This window comes from Streptomyces sp. So13.3, from assembly GCF_005860785.2.
Classification (GTDB): domain Bacteria; phylum Actinomycetota; class Actinomycetes; order Streptomycetales; family Streptomycetaceae; genus Actinacidiphila; species Actinacidiphila fildesensis.
This window is the reverse complement of record NZ_CP048835.1, coordinates 2,196,838-2,211,854: the sequence shown is the minus strand read 5'-3', so window position 1 is coordinate 2,211,854 and position 15,017 is coordinate 2,196,838. Positions and strand designations below refer to the sequence as shown.

16 protein-coding genes are annotated in these 15,017 nt (G+C 73.1%); 3 read left to right on the top strand and 13 right to left on the bottom strand.

The features are described 5' to 3' along the window. Positions 1–231 precede the first annotated feature (231 nt). The 7 genes from C8250_RS10085 to C8250_RS10055 form a co-directional block, all read right to left on the bottom strand. On the bottom strand, positions 232–885 hold the full coding sequence (locus tag C8250_RS10085) for a TetR/AcrR family transcriptional regulator (RefSeq protein WP_138353893.1): 654 nt from the start codon (positions 883–885) through the stop codon (positions 232–234). Between the two features lie 167 nt (positions 886–1,052). Then, the gene (locus C8250_RS10080) at positions 1,053–1,856 is read right to left on the bottom strand and encodes a DUF1295 domain-containing protein (RefSeq protein ID WP_138353892.1); all 804 of its coding nucleotides are present in this window, start codon (positions 1,854–1,856) and stop codon (positions 1,053–1,055) included. Continuing rightward, positions 1,853–3,127 (bottom strand): cyclopropane-fatty-acyl-phospholipid synthase family protein, encoded by a 1,275-nt coding sequence (locus tag C8250_RS10075; protein WP_232485061.1) that lies wholly within the window; start codon positions 3,125–3,127, stop codon positions 1,853–1,855. Before C8250_RS10075 ends, C8250_RS10080 begins: the two co-directional genes overlap by 4 nt. Before the next feature lie 83 nt (positions 3,128–3,210). After that, complete coding sequence (locus C8250_RS10070; protein ID WP_138353891.1) at positions 3,211–3,936, bottom strand: DUF1365 domain-containing protein; 726 nt, start codon at positions 3,934–3,936, stop codon at positions 3,211–3,213. Next, complete coding sequence (locus C8250_RS10065) at positions 3,933–5,207, bottom strand: FAD-dependent oxidoreductase (RefSeq protein WP_138353890.1); 1,275 nt, start codon at positions 5,205–5,207, stop codon at positions 3,933–3,935. Before C8250_RS10065 ends, C8250_RS10070 begins: the two co-directional genes overlap by 4 nt. 69 nt (positions 5,208–5,276) lie before the next feature. Then, on the bottom strand, positions 5,277–5,966 hold the full coding sequence (locus tag C8250_RS10060) for an HAD-IA family hydrolase (RefSeq protein ID WP_138353889.1): 690 nt from the start codon (positions 5,964–5,966) through the stop codon (positions 5,277–5,279). 67 nt (positions 5,967–6,033) lie between these two features. After that, positions 6,034–6,972, bottom strand: a complete 939-nt coding sequence (locus C8250_RS10055; protein ID WP_138353888.1) for a M56 family metallopeptidase — start codon at positions 6,970–6,972, stop codon at positions 6,034–6,036. A 293-nt stretch (positions 6,973–7,265) separates the two neighbouring features. On the opposite strand from C8250_RS10055, the gene C8250_RS10050 reads away from it, so the two are divergent. Then, a complete protein-coding gene (locus tag C8250_RS10050) occupies positions 7,266–8,387 on the top strand; it encodes a hypothetical protein (protein ID WP_138353887.1) in 1,122 nt (373 codons plus the stop codon). Positions 8,388–8,415: 28 nt separating this feature from the next. Here the strand turns inward: C8250_RS10050 and C8250_RS10045 are convergent, their stop codons facing one another. Together C8250_RS10045 and C8250_RS10040 are read right to left on the bottom strand one after the other, a co-directional pair. Beyond that, positions 8,416–8,943, bottom strand: coding sequence for a DUF5134 domain-containing protein (locus C8250_RS10045; RefSeq protein WP_138353886.1), 528 nt, complete (start codon positions 8,941–8,943; stop codon positions 8,416–8,418). 153 nt (positions 8,944–9,096) lie between these two features. Next, complete coding sequence (locus tag C8250_RS10040; RefSeq protein WP_138353885.1) at positions 9,097–9,990, bottom strand: DMT family transporter; 894 nt, start codon at positions 9,988–9,990, stop codon at positions 9,097–9,099. Between C8250_RS10040 and C8250_RS10035 the strand changes: the two genes are divergently transcribed. Next, positions 9,989–11,422: a PLP-dependent aminotransferase family protein gene (locus C8250_RS10035; protein ID WP_138353884.1), complete on the top strand. Its 1,434-nt coding sequence runs from the start codon at positions 9,989–9,991 to the stop codon at positions 11,420–11,422. The genes C8250_RS10040 and C8250_RS10035 overlap by 2 nt on opposite strands. Here the strand turns inward: C8250_RS10035 and C8250_RS10030 are convergent. Beyond that, the gene (locus C8250_RS10030; RefSeq protein WP_138353883.1) at positions 11,406–11,792 is read right to left on the bottom strand and encodes a VOC family protein; all 387 of its coding nucleotides are present in this window, start codon (positions 11,790–11,792) and stop codon (positions 11,406–11,408) included. The two genes, C8250_RS10035 and C8250_RS10030, sit on opposite strands and share 17 nt — an antisense overlap. A gap of 57 nt (positions 11,793–11,849) precedes the next feature. On the opposite strand from C8250_RS10030, the gene C8250_RS10025 reads away from it, so the two are divergent. Continuing rightward, positions 11,850–12,419 (top strand): GNAT family N-acetyltransferase, encoded by a 570-nt coding sequence (locus tag C8250_RS10025; RefSeq protein WP_138353882.1) that lies wholly within the window; start codon positions 11,850–11,852, stop codon positions 12,417–12,419. A gap of 4 nt (positions 12,420–12,423) precedes the next feature. On the opposite strand, the gene C8250_RS10020 is transcribed toward C8250_RS10025, so the two are convergent. From C8250_RS10020 to C8250_RS10010, 3 genes are read right to left on the bottom strand one after another with little or no spacing between them, the layout of a single operon-like run. Continuing rightward, entirely contained in the window at positions 12,424–13,188 is a 765-nt protein-coding gene (locus tag C8250_RS10020; RefSeq protein ID WP_138353881.1) for an amino acid ABC transporter ATP-binding protein, read from the bottom strand. Further along, entirely contained in the window at positions 13,185–14,057 is an 873-nt protein-coding gene (locus tag C8250_RS10015; RefSeq protein WP_244809080.1) for an amino acid ABC transporter permease, read from the bottom strand. The genes C8250_RS10020 and C8250_RS10015 overlap by 4 nt, the downstream gene beginning before the upstream one ends. Then, positions 14,054–14,947: an ABC transporter substrate-binding protein gene (locus C8250_RS10010; protein WP_138353879.1), complete on the bottom strand. Its 894-nt coding sequence runs from the start codon at positions 14,945–14,947 to the stop codon at positions 14,054–14,056. Before C8250_RS10010 ends, C8250_RS10015 begins: the two co-directional genes overlap by 4 nt. Between the last annotated feature and the right edge of the window lie 70 nt (positions 14,948–15,017).

Below are 15,017 nucleotides of genomic sequence, written 5' to 3'. Positions count from 1 at the left end.
GGGCTCCCGACGCCCTGCGGCCCCTCCCCCAGCAGCGCTGGGAGGGGCCCCCAGGCGTTGTCGTCGGTCGACGACGCTCCGCGTCGCCTCCCTCCTCCGCCTTGGATCCGGAGCCGCATGACGCCGCTCGCTGATCCGCCCTCCATCGCGCGCCAGGTCGTAAGCCCAGCATGCGCCATCCCCGTGCGTTGCGGGAGTGGCGCGCGCAGCTCGCCGCTCAGGGGCGGACCCTCAGGGCAGTGGCGAGCGCGCCGGGCGGCGGGTGTCCGCCGCGGCCAAGGGTCCGGCGTCGGCGGGCGGCGGAACGCCCAGTTCCCAGTCCAGGCCGTACCTGGTGAACAGCTCGGCCCGCAGCCGCGGCAGCGGCATCGGGACGCCGGGCACCAGGAGCGCGACCACCGCGCCCATCAGGAGCGCGCGCATCATCGGGTACTCCGTCCCGGGATCCTCCGCGCCCCACCGCACGACCGTGTCCTGCAGCAGTGCGGCGAGCCGCTGCTGCTCGGAACACTGGATGAAACCCTCGGCCTGCAAGATCGACGCCATATGCGTGCGCATCAATTTCGTGTGCGTCTGGGTCAGGCCCAGAATCGCGTCGATGGCCCGCGCCATCCGCTCCTGGCCGTCCTCGGTCTGCGGCTCCCGTTCCAGTGCCGCCGCCAGCTCCAGATGCATCAGGCGGTGCACCGCGGACTGCACGAGCTGGCGTTTTCCCGGAAAGTAGTACGACACCAGGCCACGCGCGGTGCCCGCCCGGTCGGCGATGTCGGCGAGGGTGGTGGCCTCGTAGCCGCGTTCCTCGATCAGTTCCACCGTCGCCTGGAGGAGCCGTTCCCGGGAACGCCGCCGCATCTCTTCATTGACCGATGCGCTTCGGGGAGACATGCTTTACTCCTGCGTTGACTGGCTCTCAGCCAATATACTCAACGCACCCCCGCCGGGCCTACACGGCCATGCGGGGAACGGGGGCCTGGATCGGCGCCCGGCGGCGCGGGGGACCGCCGGGCGTCGACCCGGTCACAGCGTGTCGGCGCCGGAGAACCGGTCGCCGGTCAGGACCGGTGCCGTGGCGGCCTGGGGAAGAAACCGCTGGTACGAGCGGTGTACTCGGCGAATCCCGGGCGGCGCTCCATATGCCGTTCCAGCATCGGCTTACCGCTCCCGCGAAGCAGCAGAAAGCTCATGACCAGCGGCGACACCAGAGTGACGACCACCAGCGGGGTCGAGCAGGCGAGCAGGAACAGCCCCCACCAGACGCAGAAGTCACCGAAGTAGTTGGGGTGCCGGGTCCAGCTCCACAGCCCCCGGTCCATGATCGCGCCGCGGTGCGCCGGATCCCGCTTGAAGCGGGCGAGCTGGAAGTCGCCGACGGACTCGAAGAAGAACCCCACCAGCCACAGCGCCACCCCGGCCGACGCGAACCCGTTGAGCGCGCCGGGCACGTACATGGCGAACTGGACGGGAAGCGACACCACCCACACCAGGACCGCCTGCAGCAGGTAGACCATGCGCAGCGCGTAGAGGTTCCGGCTGCCGGGCGCGCGCGACAGCAGCCGGTCGTAGCGCGGATCCTCGCCGTGGCCCCAGCCGCGCAGGCCGATGTGCACGGACAGCCGCAGTCCCCATGCCGCCGTCGCGATCAGGACCAACAGCCGCCGGCCCTCGTCGCCGTGGCCCGCGGACAGTGCGTACGACACCGCCGCCACCCCGGCGAAGGCCGTTCCCCAGGCCACGTCCACGACCCGGTGCAGGCCCTTCGCCGCGCCGGCGGCGAAGGCTGCGAGGAGCACCGCCAGGGCCGCGCCGGCCGAGGCCGCGAGACAGGTGGCGAAGTCGCCCCACGGAAAATCGTTCACAGGGTGCCCGCCGCGCCGCGCACCAGCAGCAGCTGGCGCACATCCAGGTAACCGGATCGGAATCCGGCCTCGGAGTAGGCCAGGTAGAAGGTCCACATCCGGCGGAAGGTCTCGTCGAACCCCAGCTCCGCCACCTCCGCGGCCCGCTCGGTGAAGCGCTCGCGCCACAGCTCCAGCGTCCGGGCGTAGTGCGGCCCGAACCCGGTGTCCTCCGCGATCCGCAACCCCGTGTGGCGGGCCAGGACCTGCTCGACGGCGGTCACCGACGGCAGCAGGCCGCCGGGGAAGATGTACTTCTGGATCCAGGTGAAGGTGCGCCTGGAGGCCAGCAGCCGGTCGTGCGGCATGGTGATGGCCTGCAGGGCGATCCGTCCGCCGGGCGCCAGGAACCGCTCCAGCGCACGGAAGTACACCGGCCAGAACTCCTCGCCGACCGCCTCGACCATCTCCACACTGACCACGGCGTCGTACGCACCGCGGATCTGCCGGTAGTCCCGCAGCAGCACCGTCACCCGGTCCTCATACCCAGCCTCGCGGATCCGCAGCCGGGCCAGCTCGCGCTGCTCCCGCGACAGGGTCACCGTCACCACCTCCGCGCCGCGTTCCGCGGCCCGCAGCGCCAGCTCGCCCCAGCCGGTGCCGATCTCCAGCAGCCGGGTGCCGGGCCGCACGGCGGCGAGGTCCAGCAGCCGGTCGATCTTGCGGTGCTGGGCGACGGTCAGCGGCTCGGCCCCGGTGGGGGAGCGGACGTCGGCGGGCTCGCCGTCCGGCGGGAACAGAGCCGCCGAATACGTCATCGACTCGTCCAGGAAGAGCGAGAACAGGTCGTTCGACAGGTCGTAGTGGCGGCTGATGTTGCCACGCGCCCCCACGACCGTGTTGCGCTGGGCCGACGGCTGCCGCAGTGCCCACGCGCCGCGCAGCCGCTGCAGCGGAGCCGGGACGAGCGACCCGACCTGCGAGGCGAGCACGGTCAGCACCCCCACCAGGTCGTCGGAGTCCCATTCGCCCGCCATGTACGACTCGCCGAAGCCGACGAGTCCCGACGTGGCGATCCGGGCGAAGAAGGCGTCGGGCCGGTGCACCCGCAGCAGCGGGGCGTCCGGGTCCGCCGACCCGGCCGGTGCGCGGCCCGGCAGAGCGAGACGCAGCGGCAGACGGGCCACGGCCCGCCGCACCAGGTGCTCGGCGACGGCCGCGCGGACCGGAGCGCCGGGTACCCGGACGACGTCCGGCCAGAGTTCCGGGTTCACCGGCAGGCCGCGGGCCAGGGGCTGACGGGACTCCGGCGGACCGGCCGCCGACGGACGGGAAAGGACCGGACGGGAGAGGATCGGACGGGAAACGGGGGCAGTCACTGCACACCCTCCTGGGGTCGGTGCGGGGGACGGGGCCGCACGGGCAGGCCGCGCAGGTACAACAGGACGCCGTGCATCCGGATGAGCGCGGACACGGTGGCCGTCGACCACGGGTGCCGCACGGTGGTCCGCAGCAGGCCCGCGGTGGTCGCGGGGCGCCGTTCGCCCCGCAGCGTCGCGGTGAACGGCCGGGTGCCGGCCCGCTCCAGATGGACCGTCAGAGCGAGTCGCGCGCCGGGTTCCGGCAGCTGCATGCGGTACTCGCCGTCCACCGGGAAGAACGGCGAGACGTAGAAGTCCTTCGCGGTACCGGCCCGGCCCGCGGTGTCCGGGCGCAGCAGGTAGCAGTGCCGTTCGCCGTAGGTGTTGTGCACCTCGGCGACGACACAGGCCGTCGAACCGTCGGAGCGGTGGCACCAGTAGACGGTCAGCGGGTTGAAGACATGGCCGAACACCCGGGCCGCGGTGAGCATCAGCACCCGCCCGCCGGGCGGCTCCACCCCTTCCGCCGCGAGGAAGCGGTCGAGTCCCGCGCGGATGTCCGGTGCCGTGCCGCCGAAGTGGTCACGGGCCTCGAAACGGGCCAGCGGGCGCAGCGGGCGCGGCAGCCGGGGCAGCGCGTTCAGGTCCACCAGCCAGAGATACGTACGGTGCCGGAAGGAGTACCGCAGCGGGGCGGTGCGCACGTGCGACACCACGCACTCGTACAGCGCCGCGGTCACCACCGGACCCCCAGCGCCGCGGCCGCCGCGACTCCCGAGCGGCAGCCGTCCTCGTGGAATCCCCAGCCGTGGTAGGCCCCGGCGAAGGTGGTGACCGGGCCGTTGAGCTCCGGAAGCCGCCGCTGGGCGGCGACCGAGCGGGTGGTGAAGACCGGGTGCGCGTAGTCCATGCGGTCCAGGACCCGGGCCGGGTCGACGAGCCGCTCGCCCCCCAGGGTCACGACGTACTCCTGTGGGGTGTCGAGCCGCTGCAGCCGCGTCATGTCGTAGCTCACCAGGACCCGGTCGGGGGTGGCGCCGCACGAGGGCAGCAGATAGTTCCAGCAGCCGCGGGCGCCGCTCGCCCGGGGCAGCACGGAGGCGTCGGTGTGCAGCAGCGCCGGATTGCGGGAGTAGGAGAACGCGCCCAGCACCTCGGACTCCGCGGGCGTCGGGTCGGCGAGCAGCCGCAGCGCCTGATCGGGGTGGACGGCGACGACCACGGCGTCCGCGGTGTGCTCGGCGCCGTCGCCGGTCCACAGCCGCACTCCGCCGGGACGGCGGGTGAGCGCGTGCACCGGGGCCGACGTGTGCACCGTGGTGACCTGCTTGGCGATCCGCCGGACGTATTCGTGCGAGCCGCCGCTGACGGTCCGCCAGGCCGGCGCCCCGGTCACCGAGAGCATCCCGTGGTTGTCCAGGAAGCGGAAGAGATAGCGGGCGGGATAGCCGGCGGCCTGCTCCGCGCCGCAGGACCACACCGCGGAGACCAGCGGCGTCATGAAGTGCGAGACGAAGTACGGCGGGAAGCGCCGTTCGGCGAGGAACTCGCCGAGGGTCGGCTCCGGTCCGTCCGCAGGCCGTGCCAGCAGTTCGCGGGCCGCCCGGTGGAAGCGCGGCACCTGTGCGAGCAGCCGCAGATAGCGGACGTTCGCCGCGTTGCCGGGGCGCGCGAACAGCCCCGCCGCGCCGCGGGCTCCGGCGTACTCCAGACCGCAGCCGTCGCAGCGCACCGACATGCTCATGTCGGTCTCCTGGGTGGCCACGCCGAGTTCGGCGAAGAGCCGCGTCAACAGCGGGTACGTACGGCGGTTGTGCACGATGAAACCGGTGTCGACGGCGAACGCCCGGCCGCCGTCAGCGGCCACGACGTCGTGGGTGTCGGCGTGGCCGCCGAGCCGGGCGTCCGCCTCGAACAGCAGGACATCGTGCGTCCCGCGCAGGACGTATGCGGCCGTGAGTCCTGCGATCCCGCTCCCGATGATCGCGACCCGACGTCGTTCCGTCATCACAGTCCGCCCTCCTCACGCCCGCATGTCCTGTGAGGTATTCGGAGCGGCGGCCGGTGCGGATTGGTGGATCTACAGCAGATCGAGAATCTTCCGCAGACCGTCCGGCCGCTCATCGGCCGGCAGATGGTCGACGAGGTGCACCGGGGAGCCCAGCGCGGCGGCGCCCGTGTCGGCCCGCCGGTCGTCGCCCACCATCGCGACCTGCGCGGGAGGCAGTCCCAGCGCCTCACAGGCGATCGTGAACAGCCGGGGGTCCGGCTTCTGGATGCCGTGTTCGAAACTCAGCACATACGCGTCGACGAACGCGTCGAGTCCGTGGGCGCGGAAGACCGGCCGCAGGTCCCAGCCGATGTTGCTCACCACGGCCACGGCGGTCCCGCGCCCGCGCAGTTCCCCCAGCACCTCGGCGGCGTCGGGGTAGGGCGTCCAGGCCGCCGGCGTCATGTGGCGGTCGTACAGGGCGTCGTAGACGTCCCACGGCAGCTCCGCCTGCCGGGCCATGCCGGTGAACGCGGCCCGGTGCTGTTCCGCGCTGCGGTCCCGCTCCTGCCAGACCTCCCGCAGCGCTTCGGGCACCGCGCTCGGATGCGCGCCGCCGGGCAGCGCCCCGGCCCGCTCCAGCCGCTCCGCGTACCGCGCGGCCTGTCCGGCGGGAACGTCGTGCCCGGCCGCGGTGAGGACCGCGTCCAGCCAGCGCCCGGCCGGTTCGATTCTCATCAAGGTCCCGGAGAAGTCGAACATGCATCCCTTGATCACCATGGCGCCATTCTCCGGAACGGGCCGGGGAAGGAGCCGTCAGGGGCCCGGAAGGAGCGATTCCGGTCGGCTACGCGAGAGCGCTGAGCCCCGGAACGAACGCGATCAGGAGCGGAACGGCCGGGACGAGGAGCGCGGTCGCGGTCAGCCCGGCCCGGCGTACCGGAGCCAGCCGCGGCGCCGGGTCCAGCAGCCGGTGCACCCGGCGCGGCAGTTCGGCGAGCGGGGTCGGGCAGGGGCCGAACACCCCGCGGTCCTCGTTGAGCTCGACCAGGGCCAGTGCCGTGGTGAGCCGGCCGAAGCGGCGGGAGGCGGTGTCGTCGGCGGACAGCTCGATCAGCCGGTGCACCTGGTCGCGGAACCCGGCGAAGACCGGGACCTGCGGGAAGCCGGAGGCCAGCGCGCCCGCGCAGTGCAGCAGCACATCGTGCCGGGCACGGACGTGGCCCTGTTCATGGGCGAGCACGGCGTCGAGCTGGCGGCCCTTGAGCCGGCGCAGCGCGGCCGTGGTGACGACCAGCTGCGGCTGCGCGCCCGACAGCCACCAGGCGTCGGGCCGGTCACCCTCCAGCACCACCAGCCGGTCACCGGCCGGCGGCTCCTCGCCGGGCAGCCGGGGGGAGCGGACGAGCAGGTCGGCACGCCGCTGACGGCGCCGGCCCCGCGCCCCGCGCACCTCGCGGGTGAGCATCGCGGCGGTCCACACACCACCGCAGGCCAGCAGGACCGCCAGCGATCCGGCCCAGCGCCCGTAGCCGGGCAGACCGTACGCGTCCACGACACCGTGCGGGGCGAAACCGAACAGGTGCCAGCGGACCGCGGCCGAAGCGGCGGCGGCGCTGAGCGCCATCGCCAGGACGCAGCACAGCAGGACGGCGGCGACGACGCACTGCCAGACCCACAGGGCCAGCACGGGTTCGCGCTCCGGCCAGGCGGCACGGGACAGCAGGCGCGGCGTCATCGCCGCCGCCAGTGCGCCGACCACCAGCAGCACGAACGGGACCGTCATGCCGCTCACCCTAGGAGGCCCCGGGAGCCCCGGGTACGGTCCGCCGTCCGAAGTGATGCACGCCTCACCCCGTCCCGCCCCCTCGCCCGCCGGCCGGTGCCCGGCCGGCGCGGGACTCGGCCGGGCGTACGAGCCTTCGTCGCTATGGGTGACGTGGGGCGGCAGCCGGTCGCGTCGTCCGACGCACCGGAAACGCACGACTACGGTGCGTCATGCGGGCCGATCATCGGAACGGCTCGCCCTCGATTTGCCCACGACCCTGTCCGCGACGACCTCATCGAACTGGAGGCGTGGTGTGCCGTATCGGTGCCCTGCTCGCCGTCCTCGCTCTTTCCTTCGTCACGTTCCTCGGGGGTGCGTCCACCGCTCAGGCCGATTCGGCTCCTGAGGGGCAGCCCGTGGCGTTCAGCCTGCCCGCCTCGCTCGACCTGCACGACGGCACCGTCCAGAAGTTCAACGGCACCTACTACGCGTACGGAACCGCGTACGCCTGCGGGTTCCACTGGCAGGTGGCCAACACCCCTTGGTGCGGCTTCAAGGTGTCCACCGCTCCGTCGCTCCTGGGACCCTGGTCCACTCCCCAGCTGCTGTTCGGCCCGAACGACATCGATCCGTACACCGGGCAGACCTGGCAGGTGGAGTGCGGCGGCACCGGCGCGGGCTGTTTCAACGCGCGGATGATCCAGCGCAGCGGCTGGGGCGCCGGCGACGGGGCGTGGATCCTGTGGTTCAACTCCCCGGCGGACTTCAACCGTGACCGGTCCAACGCCTACAACGCGATGGGCTGCAACGGCCCGGCCGGCCCCTGCGGTCCCACCGCCGGTGCGCCGAACGGCTCGTACACCAAGCCCAGCCTGAAGTTCTGTACCGGTAACGGGGACATGGGCTTCATCGACTCCGTCACGCCGGGTGCCGCGCCCGCTCTGGTGTGCACGATGCCCGGTGCGCTGTCCCTGTCCATCGAGGAGCTCAACGCCGCGGGCGTCGGCGGTTCCGGATCGGGCGGGGTGACCGTCGCCGGACTGAAGAACATCGAGAGCCCGGGCGGCTGGTACGACCGGGCCAGCGGGCAGTACTTCCTCACCTACTCGGACCCGGGCTGCGGTTACTGCACGGGCACCGGTACCGGCTACGCCACCACCACGAACCTGTACGGGACCTGGGTCGCGCCCCCCAACCTCGGGTTCGGCCAGCCCGCGAACGGCCGCCGCCTCATCTCCGCCAACAGCTGTGGCGGACAGTCCCGCACGGTGTCGGTCGTCGACGGGCAGGCCTGGCAGGGCATCGACCTGTGGACCGGCGACCGGAACCAGACCGGCGCGCGGATGATGTTCGTGCCGCTCAACTCCAGCCCGGCCTCCGGCACCCCGGGTGACGGCCAGGTCTGGCGGCCGCCGCTCGCCCTCGCCTGCTGACGCCGTCCGGGGCGGCCGGCACCCCGGGTCACAGCGTCAGCAGCATCGCGAACATCCCCAGCGCCATGGAGACCCGGCAGGCCGCCAGCTCCGGCGCGATCGCCACCCCGGCCGGCGGACCGCCGGCCGGGGCGACGGCCGCCACCGTCACCAGCCGGGCCCCGGCGGCCAGGACGTATCCGGCGAAGTACACCAGCAGGGCCCCCGTCAGCAGCGGAGCGCCCGCCGGGGCGTGCCCGGCGTGGCCGCCGGCCGGGGCGGCGGTGCCCATGGCGGCCGCCATGTAGACCATCGCGGCGGCGCCCAGGGCGTGGTGCAGATGGTGGCCAGGCCGCCGGGCGAGCAGCAGGGCCCGGACCGCCGCCGCCGCGAAGACCAGCGCGAGCAGCAGCGACCCCCAGGGCCGGGGGTCGAGTACGGACAGGGGCACGGCCATCACCGCCATGCCGGCCCCCATCAGGGCCTCGTGCCGTGCGGCGTGCCGCAGCAGGCACGAGAGCCCCGTCGCGGCGCTGAGTACGACCAGCAGCCACCCCACCAGCGGTGGTCCGTGCATGACCGGCCTCCCGTTCGCGGCGTTCCCGCCCACCGGCCGCCCCGCGTCCCCGGGCGACGGCGGTCCGCTGGAGAGCTGCCCAGGCACGAGGGCGCACACTCACGCGCACGGACGTACTCGGGGGGCGCGATGAAGGACTCGAGGAGCGGGAGCTCAGGCCCTGGCGCGCTGGGTGACCGCCACGCAGACCAGGACGGCGAGCGCCGCGAGCGGGGTGGCGGCGTCAAGGTGCTCGCCGAGCAGCGCCGCGGACCACACCAGCGTCAGCAGCGGCTGCGCGAGCTGGAGCTGGCTGGCGCGCGCGACGCCGATGGCGGCCATGCCCCGGTACCAGACCATGAGGCCGAGGACCTGGGAGACGGCCGCGAGATACGCCAGCCCCAGCAGCGCCTGGCCGCCGAAGTGCACCGGCTCGAAGGCCAGCGCGACGAGCGAGCCGGCCAGGGTGAACGGGAGCATCGCGATCAGCGCCCACGAGATGACCCGCAGTCCCGGCATCACCCTGGCCAGCCGGCCGCCCTCGGCGTAGCCCGCCGCGCACACCGCGAGCGCGCCGAAGAGGTAGAGGTCGCCGGTGGTCGGCGCCCCGCCGCTCTGCGCGAGGGTGAACACCGTGACGGCGCCGGCCCCCGCGACCGCGGCGGCCCAGAAGGTGCGCGACGGACGGTTCCCCTCCCGGGCCGCGGCCACGATGGCGGTGGCCAGCGGCAGCGCGCCGATGACGACGGCGGCGTGCGACGTGTCGGTGGTCGTCAGCGCCAGCGTGGTGAGCAGCGGGAAGCCCACGACCACCCCGAGGCCGACGACCAGCAGTCCCGGCCAGTGCTCCCGGGCGGGAAGGGGCGCCCGCCCGGCGACCAGGCAGACACCCGCGATGACGGCGGCGAGCACACCGCGCACGGCGACGGTGGTCCACGGCCCGAAGCCGCCGAGCGCCCAGTGGGTCGCGGGGAAGGTGAAGGAGAAGACCGCGACGCCGAGCCCGGCGAGGGCGGTGCCGTTCACCGCTATCGGCCGCAGTGCGGTAGCGCTATTATGTGCTGTCATGAACGACGGTAGCAGTTCGCATTCCCTGGCGGATTCGCTGCGAGGAGAGCTGAAGCGCTTCTCTCCCGGAGCGAAACTGCCGTCGAGCCGCTCCCTCGTCGACCGGTTCGGCGTCAGCCCCGTGACGGTGTCCCGGGCGCTGGCCGCGCTCGCCGCTGAGGGGCTGGTGGAGACCCGGCCCGGCTCGGGCACCTACCGGTCGCAGCCGGCGGCGCACCCCGCCGGCCCCGTCGACACCTCCTGGCAGCAGGTCGCCCTGACCGCCGGGGACCAGCACGGCGAGCCCGCCCCCCGCGTCGTCGACGCCTCCGGGGTGCTCGCCACGCTCGCCGCCCCGCCGCCCGGTGTGATCCCGCTCAACGGCGGCTATCTGCACCCGGATCTCCAGCCGCAGCAGGCCCTCGGCGCCGCGCTCGCCCGCGCGGCCCGCCGGCCCGGGGCGTGGGACCGGCCGCCGGTGGAGGGGCTGACGGCGCTGCGCACCTGGTTCGCGCGCGAGGCCGGCGTCGGACCCGCCCAGGTGCTGATCACGGCGGGCGGCCAGGCCGCGCTCACCACCGCGCTGCGCGCGCTCGCCCCGCCCGGCTCCGCGCTGCTCGTCGAGTCCCCGACGTACCCCGGAGTGCTCGCGGTGGCCCGGGCGGCCGGACTGCGGCCGGTCCCGGTGCCGACCGACGCCGACGGCGTACGCCCGGACCTGCTCGCCGACGCCTTCGACGCCACGGGCGCACGGGTGTTCTTCTGCCAGCCGCTCTTCCAGAACCCGACGGGCACCGTTCTCGCCCCGGCGCGGCGGGCGCAGATCACCGGGATCGCCCGCGCGGCCGGGGCGTTCGTCATCGAGGACGACTTCGCCCGGCGGCTGGGCCACGGCGGCCCGCTGCCCGCGCCGCTGGTCGCCGACGACCCGCACGGCACCGTCGTCCATGTCACGTCGCTGACCAAGCCGACCTCGCCCAGCCTGCGGGTCGGCGCGCTCATCGCGCGTGGCCCGGTCGTGGAACGGCTGCGCGCCATCCAGGTCGTCGACAGCTTCTTCGTCCCCCGCCCCCTGCAGGAGGCGACCCTGGAACTGGTCGGCGCACCCGCCTGGCCGCGCCATCTGCGGGCCGTCGCGACGGGGCTGCGCGAGCGCCGCGACGCGATGCTGGCGGCGCTGCGGCGCGACCTGCCGGACCTCGTCCCCGACCGGGTCCCGAGCGGCGGCTACCAGCTGTGGCTGCGACTGCCCGACGGCACCGACGAGACGGAGCTGTGCACTGCGGCCCTGCGCGCCTCGGTCGCGGTCGCGGCCGGGCGCGCCTACTTCGCCGCCGAGGCCCCGGCGCCGTACATCCGCGTCAGCTTCGCCGACACCAGCGGCACGGAGGAGATCGACGAGGGGATCCGGCGGCTCGCGGCCGCCTTCACGGAGGTCAGGGCCGGTATCTGATCGGGTGGTCGGCCGGCACCTCCACCACGACGATCTCCAGCCCGTCGGGATCCGCGATCCACATCTCGACCAGCCCCCAGGGCTCCTTCACCGGCGGCCGCAGCACGGTCACCCCGCGACCGGCCAGTTCGGCGTGCGCCGCCGTGACGTCCGGGACCTGCAGCCAGATGCGCAGCGCCGCACTCATCGGCGCCCCGGAGCGCCCGGAGACCTCCAGATAGCCGCCGCCGAGAAAGAACACCGTGCCGCGCTCAGGACCGCTGCCGAACTCCCGGTAGATCGCCAGCCCGAGATCGTCACGGTAGAAGGCCCGGGATCGTTCCAGGTCGGTCGGCTGCAACAGGATCCGGCTGCTCACCACATTCACCATGCGGTGAAGCTACCCGGCCCCGGCGCCCCGGATGTGCTCCCGGGTAGCCTCGGCCCCATGGACATCAGCGAGCGCACCGCGCAGCCGACCTTCCGCACGGCCACGCCGGCCGATGTTCCCGCCGTCGTGACTCTCGTCGAGTCGGCGTACCGGGGGGACTCGAGCCGGGTCGGGTGGACGACCGAGGCGGACATCCTGCAGGGACAGCGGACGGACCCCGAGGGTGTCGTCGAGGTGATCGAGAAGGCGGGCAGCCGGCTCGTCCTGGTGGAGCGCGCGGGAGAGCTGATCGCGTGCTGCCACATCGAACGCCGCGGGGACAACGCGTACTTCGGGATGTTCGCGGTCCGGCCCACGGCCCAGGCCGGAGGTCTCGGGAAGACCGTCCTCGCGGAGGCCGAGCGCTACGCCGCGACCGAGTGGGACGCGGCGCAGATGCACATGACGGTGATCACGGCGCGCGCCGACCTCATCGCCTGGTACGAGCGCCGCGGCTACACCCGCACCGGCGAGACGCACGCCTTCCCCTACGGGGACGAGCGCTTCGGGGTGCCGCAGCGTGACGACCTCGAGTTCGAACTGCTGGTGAAGGACCTCAAGGACCTCAAGGCCGCGGCCACCGGCTGACCCGTTACAGCCGCCCGGCCTCCGCGAAGCGCCGCAGGAAGCGCTGAGTGCGCTCCTGCTCCGGTGCCCCGAACACCTGCTTCGGGGTGCCGCGCTCCAGCACCACCCCGGCGTCGAGGAAGCAGACCTGGTCGGCGACCTCGCGGGCGAAGCCCATCTCGTGCGTGGCGATCACCATCGTCATGCCCTGGTCCTTGAGATCGCGGACGACGCCCAGCACCTCGCCGACCAGCTCCGGGTCGAGCGCCGCGGTGATCTCGTCGAGGAGCAGCAGCCGCGGCTGCCCGGCCAGCGCCCGGACGATCGCGACGCGCTGCTGCTGGCCGCCGCTGAGCCGGTCCGGGTACTCGCCGGCCTTGTCGCCGAGGCCGAGCCGGGCGAGCAGTTCACGGGCCCGCTCGGCCGCCTCGGCGCGCGCGACCTTGTGCACCCGGCGCGGCGCGAGGGTGATGTTGTCGAGCACGGTCATGTGCGGGAACAGGTTGTACGCCTGGAAGACGACCCCGATCCGGCGGCGCACCGTGTCCGGGTCGACCCGCGGGTCGGTGATGTCCTCGCCGTCCAGGAAGATCGCCCCGTCGTCGATGTCCTCCAGCAGGTTGGCGCAGCGCAGCAGCGTCGACTTGCCGGAGCCGGAGGCGCCGATCAGCGCGGTGACGGTGTGCGGGGGCACGCTGAGATCGATGTCGCGGAGCACCACCGTGGAGCCGAACGTCTTGCGTACGGACTCCAGCCGCAGCACGGGTGTCGTGCTCGTGCCGTCACTCATACGGTTCCTCCCTGCGACTGGCGGCGGTTCATCCGGGCGGTGATCCAGTCGGTGAAGCGCGTCATCGGGATGGTGAGCGCGACGAAGATCAGGCCGGCGACGACGTACGAGGTGTAGTTGAAGGTCTTGCCCGCGTAGATCTGCGCGGCGTACACCGCGTCGACCGCGCCGGCGATCGACACCAGACCGGTGTCCTTCTGCAGCGAGACCAGGTCGTTCAGCAGCGGGGGCACGACCCGCCGGACGGCCTGCGGCAGCACCACGTGGCGCATGGTCTGCGCGCTGCTCAGCCCCAGCGAGCGGGCGGCGGCGCGCTGGCTGGGGTGGACGGTGTCGATCCCGGCCCGGAAGACCTCGGCGACGTACGCCGAGTAGGTGAGGACCAGGGCCGTGCCGCCCAGCACCACCGGGTCGGTGGTGACGCCCTGCAGCCGCAGCGCGGGGACGCCGAAGACCACGCCGAGCAGGCAGATGATCAGCGGCAGACCGCGGAAGAAGTCGACATAGGCGGTGGCGAGCGCCCGCAGCGGGAAGAACACCGGCCCGCGCAGGGTGCGGGTGACGGCGAGCAGCAGCCCGAGGACCAGGACGACAGCTCCGCACACCACCATCAGCTGGAGGTTGAGCCAGAGCCCGTCGAGGATCTTCGGCAGTGACGCGCGCGCGTCGTGCGCGTTGAAGAAGGTCTCGCGGGTGCGCTGCCAGCCGGGGGAGCTGACGACGAGCCCGATGAGCAACCCGGCGGTGGCGAGCGTGCTGACGGCACCGATGATCACCGCGCGGCGGGTGCGGGCGCGCCGGAAGCGCTCCCGTTCGATCCGCCGCTCGGACGGCCGGTAGGTGTCCGGCCGGACGTCCTCCAGCGTCACTTCAGCACCGGCGCGTCGACGGCCTCGGACAGCCACTGCTTCTCCAGCCCGGCCAGCGTGCCGTCCTTGCGCAGCGCGTCGACAGCCTTGCTGACGCACGCCGTGAGCTTGCTGCCCTTGTCCAGGACGAGGCCGAACTGCTCCTTCTGGGCGCCGCCGGTCTCGAACTGCCCGACGACCTTGGCCTCCGGCACCTCGGCGCCGGTGATGTAGAACGCGGTGGGCAGATCGACGACGATGCCGTCCACCTGACCGTTCTTCAGCGCGCTCTTGGCGAGGTCGTTCTTCTGGTAGACGGCGGGTGCCTGGGTCGGCTTGATGACGTCGTTGAGCACGTCCAGGCTGGTGGTGCCGACCTGGGCGCCGAGCTTGGCGCCCTTGAGGTCGGCGATCGACCTCGCGTTCGCGATCTTCGAGGTCTTGAGCGCGATGACGGCCTGGCGCACGTCGTAGTAGCCGGACGAGAAGTCGACGGCCTTCTTGCGGTCGTCGCTGATCGAGACCTGGTTGATGTCGAAGTCGAAGGTCTTCGCGCCGGGCGCGAAGGCGTTGTTGAAGGCGACGGTCTGCCAGACGACATCGGCCTGGGCATAGCCGAGCTGCTTGGCGACGGCGTAGGTGACGGCCGACTCGAAGCCCTTGCCGTTGGCGGGCTTGTCGTCGGTGAACCACGGGTTGTACGCGGGCGTGTCCGTGCCCACGGTCAGCTTGCCCGCGGTGCGGGTGGACAGACCGGCCGGGGCACAGCTCGCGGCGGACGTTCCCGAGGGCGCGGCGGTGCTGCCCGCGGAGTCGTCCTCCTGGGGCGCGCAGCCGGTGGCGGCGAGGGTGAGCAGGGCGGCCGCGGCGATGGCGGCGAGGCGCGGGGACAGCAGGTTCGCGGAACGCATGGCCGGACATTGACATCGGCCGGGGGAATCTGTCCAGGCCGCGGGAGCATACGTCCGAATGCCGGACGTT